Origin of the sequence: Pseudovibrio sp. WM33 (assembly GCF_001623165.1) — a bacterium.
In the GTDB taxonomy this organism is placed as follows: domain Bacteria; phylum Pseudomonadota; class Alphaproteobacteria; order Rhizobiales; family Stappiaceae; genus Pseudovibrio.
Genome location: NZ_LMCK01000032.1, coordinates 1 through 6,023, shown reverse-complemented (window position 1 = coordinate 6,023; position 6,023 = coordinate 1). Strand labels below are relative to the sequence as shown.

The following is a 6,023-nucleotide window of genomic DNA, read 5'->3' as shown; positions in this document are numbered from 1 at the left end:
TCCAGTAGACCAAAGGCCAGTCATGCACTAACTTTCAAACTGGACCACTCAAGTGGGGCTGATCAAACGCCTTGCCCCAAAATCACAGGCCCAGTCTTCGATTCATCCCTCGCCATGGCCGACATCGCTGAAGCAGGTTTAGGCATCGCACTTCTGCCCTATGACATGTTCAAACGCAGAATTTCAGAAGGTCGCCTCGTCAGACCATTCCCCTTCGAAGTCACAATCGGCAAATACTGGCTCACCCACCTCAAGTCCAAACCTGCCCTCCCTGCAACCATCCTCTTCAAAAACTGGCTACTTACACTAGGAGCAGTTCCCCAAAATACGTTTAGTTAACCTCACAGTTTCAGCATGAGTTGAGAAGTTGACAGTTTGTAACAATCAGCTCTAATGAAAATCCCGGCTCGGGAAGAGTCTCTTTGCTTGTTCTCGTGGGTGGCGAGCTCGTGTGGCGCTGTGTGGGATGAGAGGTCGACGTGGGGCATCATCGGCTGCTGGTAATGTTTGGCCGATAACTTCGTCCAGCGGATGCCCCAGCAAGGATAAGCGGTCTGAATAGTCACTTATTTCCTGTGCGATGAGGTGCACGACAATCCCCTCTCGTTGCAGGTAACCTGTAACGTAGAGCAAGCGACCAGAAATGACTTCTCTTCGGAATTTTTGATAAACCTTCGGCCAAACCACTACGTTACAAACCCCAGTTTCGTCTTCAAGCGTCACAAAAATAACTCCAGACGCCGTTCCGGGACGCTGACGTGTAATGACAACACCGCAAACACTTGTTTGATCCAGAGAAGCTTTCTGCAAAGCAGCATGTGTTGTAAGTCCGGGTATTTCCGGACGTAGCAGTTCCATCGGATGCGCTCGCAATGATAGTCGTGTTGAAAGATAGTCTTCCACCACCTCTTCCCCCAAATGCATAACAGGCAAGTTCACATCTGGTTCAAAGATCGCCTCTCCATCAAAGGGGTCATTAAACAGAGGTAACGGTGTGGTACCTTTAATGGCCTTCACTTGCCAAAGAGCATCACGGCGATTGAGCCCCATGCTAACAAAAGCATCTGCCTCTGCCAGCTTCTCAAGTGCTGCCGGGATCACATGAGCACGCTGCCAAATGCTTTGTGGATCTGGATAGCCATTGCCACGTGCAGCCACCAGCCAAAGAGCATCTTCTTCATTAAAACCTTTGATCTGACGAAAACCAAGTTGAATAGCCAGTTGCCCGTCACTACGCCGCTCCAATGTATTATCCCACTGACTACGGTTGGCACAAATAGGCCTCACCTCCACATCATGCTCTCGGACATCTCTTATAATCTGAGCTGGAGCATAGAATCCCATAGGTTGAGAATTAAGGAGCGCACAAGCAAAAGCAGCTGGATAATGGCATTTAAGCCAGGCAGAAACATAAGCAAGCATACCAAAAGCAGCAGCATGGCTCTCTGGGAAACCGTAGTTACCAAAACCCTCAATCTGAGAAAAGCACCGCTCGGCAAACTCTAACTCATAGCCACGCTCCAACATGCCATTTACAAACCGAGCTTTGAAAGAACTAATGGTTCCCATACGCCTGAAAGTCGCAAGTGAGCGTCGCAAACGATCGGCTTCTTCTGCGGAGAATCCTGCAGCAACTTCCGCAATTCGCATGGCCTGTTCCTGAAACAGCGGCACACCAAGTGTTTTCCCCAAAACGCCTTCTAATTCTGTTGAAGGAAACGAGACTTTTTCCAGGCCTTGTCGTCGCTTAATATAGGGGTGCACCATACCACCTTGGATCGGGCCGGGACGCACAATGGCAACCTCAATCACCAGATCATAAAAGGTGCGTGGCTTCATACGCGGTAAAAAATTCATCTGAGCACGACTTTCAACCTGAAAAACACCCAGTGCATCTGCAACACAAAGCATATCGTAGGTTGGCTTATCTTCCTGTGGTACACTGTCAATTGTGAGTTGGCGCCCTTCTTTTTCTTCAATCAAAGCGAAGCACTTGCGGATGCAAGTGAGCATACCAAGGCTCAACACATCGACTTTCAGGATGCATAATGCATCAATATCATCCTTATCCCATTCAATGACTGTGCGGTCTTCCATAGATGCATTCTCGATAGGGCATAACTCATCGAGCCGACCTTGGGTAATCACAAAGCCACCTACATGCTGAGACAAATGACGAGGAAAACCAATAATCTCTTTTATGAGGCGAATGGTAAGAGCAAGGCGATGATCTGACCCAGACAGGCCGAGTTCTTTTAGTCGTTCTTCGGGTACACCTTGATCAGAAGAACCCCACATCTGCCCTGCTAAGTTTGCAAGCAGATCCTGCGACAAGCCCATAACCTTCCCAACCTCGCGGATGGCAGCACGAGATCGGAAATGAATGACGGTCGCGCACAAACCTGCGCGATGGCGACCATACTTCTGGTAAATGTGCTGAATAACTTCTTCACGGCGCTCATGCTCAAAGTCTACATCAATGTCTGGTGGCTCTCCGCGATGCTCCGAGATAAAACGTTCAAACACCATAGAAATGGTTTCTGGAGCTACATCAGTAACACCAAGCGCATAGCAGATAATGGAATTGGCAGCAGACCCTCGACCTTGACATAAAATGCCTTGAGAGCGGGCAAAGGTGACAATGTCGTGCACCGTCAGAAAATAAGCAGCAAACTTAAGCTTAGAGACAAGAGCCAACTCTTTTTCAACAAGAGAACGAACACGCTCAGTCTCTCCCTTGGGATATCTGCGTTTAATGCCTTCAAGGGTAAGCCGCTCCAACCGCTGTTGAGCCGTTTCGCTCTCACTTCCTTCCTGTGGGTATTCATAGGACAGTTGGGATAAGCAAAAAGAGCAGCGATTAGCAATCTCCTGCGTTCTTTTGACCGCAGCTGGGTACGCACGAAACAGCTGAGCCATCTCCAATGGTGTCTTGAGGCGGCGTTCACTATTAGGCAGAGCACGGCGACCAATCCTGTCTATGGTCACCCCCTCACGAATACAGGTCAGAACATCAGCCAGTTGCCGGCGACGTCCATGATGCATAAGCACATCACCAACAGCTACCATTGGTGTTGCAAGACGCAGAGCCAATTTCGCGCAAGCATCGAAGTAAGCTTGATCATTCCCATCATACTGTGGCACAGCCCCTAAAAAGACATGAGAAGGATAAGTATGCGCCGCCTGTTGAATATGCTCTCGAACTTGAAGCCTATCGATCGCCTCTTGAGGCAAAGCGATCAACATTAGACCACAAGCCCCTTCCAGAAGATCTTTTAAGAATAACTGGCATTCACCTTTTTCAGTGCGCCTTTTTCCTTTGGTAAGAAGCCGGGACAAGCGAGCATAAGCAGAGTGGTCTTGCGGTAAAGCAATCCAATCAACAGGGCTGTCCTCCAAAACCAGGCGACACCCCACCAGCAAACGCGGCAGAGACATAATAGGTTCTCGTAGGTCGTCAGCACCTTCCAGAATTTCTTGTCTACTGTTTGGATCAGTACGATGGCAGGAACGGACAGCCAGAACCTCGTCTCTTTTGCGAGCAAGCTCCTTAAGCGCTGAATAAGCACGTACAACTCCAGCCAGAGAATTTCGATCTGTTATAGCAATCGCCGAAAGCCCCAGACTGGCAGCTCGAACCACCAGTTCCTCAGGATGGGAAGCTCCGGTAAGAAACGTGAAGTTGGAGGTAACACACAATTCAGCGTAGCTCATGCAAACTCTCCTTGCACGAACCACGCTGGATTTAGTGGCGTGAAAAACATCCAGAGGCGTCGGCCTTGTTCGGTTTCCACACGCCAATAGTCTCTTACACCGGATCGCCAATTGGGATCGTCCAGCCACCACTCTGGGCAAATACGTTCTGGTCCTGTTGCTGCGGCAACCGAAAAACGCATGCGCCGCCAGCTGAATACGTTAGGCGGCTTCTTTTCATGGCCTTCAACAAGCTCTGGAGAAAACAGTTGTAAAGGACGCAAATTCTGTTCTTTCCACTGCCCCTCAGGTTCACAATAGGCTGCAGGCGATACAATGAAACTACGCTCAGGAATATGACTATCTGCTGGCTGAAAACGCTTAATCTTTTCCAGACCAATGCGACTCCCGAGCCGCGTAATCAGATCACTCAGCACATCATTTTTCTTTGACTGAGCATTGCCGGTCTCCAGTTGCTTTAATAGCAAAGCCTCAACAGCCAAAGCTTCCAACCGTATCTGATCGATACCAAATCCTGCATCTAACTCTCGCACACTTCTCTCAAACAGCGACAGAATGCTCATCCCCTCACGCATGGGCCGAGCAAGTCGCAATTCTACCTGCACGCTGGCCTGATCAACACGCTGACAGGTCATAAGCAACACCCGGGTGCCCATCTCTTGACTTTTTAGCTTATCACAGATGCGTTGCAGCAATCGCTCAAGAGCAGCAATCACATCATCATAAAGACCGATAGGATCAGGAAAATTTAGCCGGGCAGCATAAGAGATATCTGGCGCCATAGCATTGATTTGTTCTGGCTGATCACCAAACGCTTGGTCGATACGGCGCATCAATGGCAAACCAAAGCGTCGACCTAGCGTGGCCCGCGGTGTTACCAGAAGGTCACCGATAGTACGCAAACCAAGGCGCTGCAGTGTCGCACAGGTTGCCTCATCCAGCCTTAATGCTGCAGCAGGTAAAGGGCTTAAAGCTGCCTTGAGTTGTCCATTAGGGACAACGCCTCTACCGAAATGAGAAACAGCCCAAGCCCCACCAATTGTGCCAGCCAACCCAGAGCGAACATTGAGTTGATAACTCTGGAGCCGGTCATGAATATCCGCGAGAAGTTCAGCTTCACTGCTGAAGAAATGAGTTGAGCCAGTGACATCAAGCAACAAGCCATCGTTTCCATCGAAACCGACCCATGGGCAATACCGATCAGCCCATCGCGCCAACAGCTTTAAGAACCTGTCATCAGCATACCGGTCTGCTGAGCGTGTCAGCAAATCAGGGCATAACGCCTTAGCATCTGAAAGCCCCATACCTGAAGCCAGCCCCAACTGCATCGCTCTGCTGTTTAAACAGTATAATCGCTCTGTACTTTTTTCATGAGAGGTTACAGCAAAAGGCGCAGATGTGGGATGTGAGCGTAAAATACGATCACTGGCCATCCTCGGAAACCACAATGACACGATGCGCCTTGGCATCCCAATACACCTTCCAACCACTCAATGTTCCTATTTTGTTCTTAATGAGCTGCCAGTGTTGAAGAGTCAAGTTCTTATCGGATATATGGTTTCCCTTGAATATAGGAGAGCAGTGCCAACGAGTTTGTGTCGCATTGCTCCCAGCCCCTTCAGGTATAATGAGAATCCCGGTAGAGCCACCTTGCTCAGCTGCCAACTGCAAACGCCTGCCTGCAGTCAGATCGAGCTTTTGAGTGGCCACAGAAATTACTAGATCCACAGCGCCAGAACGCAAGCCATCTTCTGTACATGCGAGTAAATCATTGTGGTTCTCAACCTCAACCAAAACAAGATTCTTGGGAGACATAAAAGCTGCTAAACCTGCTGGATTGAGTTGCTCAATTTGCCAACTAGTCTGAAGCCACAACACTCTCATATCAGCTTGCCCGCAGGCCATCGTTGCAAATGCTGTCGCTCCGGCTCCACATACTTCATGAACCCGGCTGACTTGAAGCGGAAAAAAACTCTTAAACTCTGCCATCACGGCCCGATTATCTCTCAACAAAGAGAACATATCAAGAACATTATTTTCATAAACTCTCTTACTCATTCGCACATACATAAACGAGCAATATGAAGCAAAACTCTCATCTCACAAACTGTTGGCTACCAGAAATTTTGCAGGCATAACACACACGCTGGCATGTCCTATGACATGTTCTGATAGTGATAGGATAGGCTACGCAGCATTCTGCGGGATGTTTTGTCGCCTTATAGGAGAGAATAGAGCTGAAGCAAAAGCCCTGTAACGTGTGGGGTGATAGAGCTGGCTCGGGAAATTTGGACAGGTTGTGAAAGTGG

At 49.1% G+C, this 6,023-nt stretch carries 4 protein-coding genes; 1 reads left to right on the top strand and 3 read right to left on the bottom strand.

The annotated features are described in order from the left end of the window. The coding region (locus PsWM33_RS07300) for a LysR substrate-binding domain-containing protein (protein ID WP_244276664.1) at nucleotides 1-339 on the top strand (339 nt) is incomplete at its 5' end. A gap of 51 nt (nucleotides 340-390) precedes the next feature. On the opposite strand, the gene PsWM33_RS07295 is transcribed toward PsWM33_RS07300, so the two are convergent. The 3 genes from PsWM33_RS07295 to PsWM33_RS07285 are packed head-to-tail and all read right to left on the bottom strand — an operon-like array spanning nucleotide 391 to nucleotide 5,772. After that, nucleotides 391-3,714 carry an error-prone DNA polymerase gene (locus PsWM33_RS07295; protein WP_082826914.1) on the bottom strand — a complete coding sequence of 1,108 codons (3,324 nt, stop codon included), beginning with the start codon at nucleotides 3,712-3,714 and terminating at the stop codon, nucleotides 391-393. Continuing rightward, nucleotides 3,711-5,147, bottom strand: coding sequence for a Y-family DNA polymerase (locus PsWM33_RS07290; protein WP_244276663.1), 1,437 nt, complete (start codon nucleotides 5,145-5,147; stop codon nucleotides 3,711-3,713). Before PsWM33_RS07290 ends, PsWM33_RS07295 begins: the two co-directional genes overlap by 4 nt. Beyond that, nucleotides 5,137-5,772: an ImuA family protein gene (locus PsWM33_RS07285; protein WP_208994440.1), complete on the bottom strand. Its 636-nt coding sequence runs from the start codon at nucleotides 5,770-5,772 to the stop codon at nucleotides 5,137-5,139. Before PsWM33_RS07285 ends, PsWM33_RS07290 begins: the two co-directional genes overlap by 11 nt. Nucleotides 5,773-6,023: the final 251 nt, after the last annotated feature.

Excerpts from the sequence above, each read along its gene's own strand:
- PsWM33_RS07295 (WP_082826914.1), bottom strand. The coding sequence starts at position 3,714 with ATGAGCTACGCTGAATTGTGTGTTACCTCCAACTTCACGTTTCTTACC.
- PsWM33_RS07290 (WP_244276663.1), bottom strand. The coding sequence starts at position 5,147 with ATGGCCAGTGATCGTATTTTACGCTCACATCCCACATCTGCGCCTTTT.
- PsWM33_RS07285 (WP_208994440.1), bottom strand. The coding sequence starts at position 5,772 with ATGAGTAAGAGAGTTTATGAAAATAATGTTCTTGATATGTTCTCTTTG.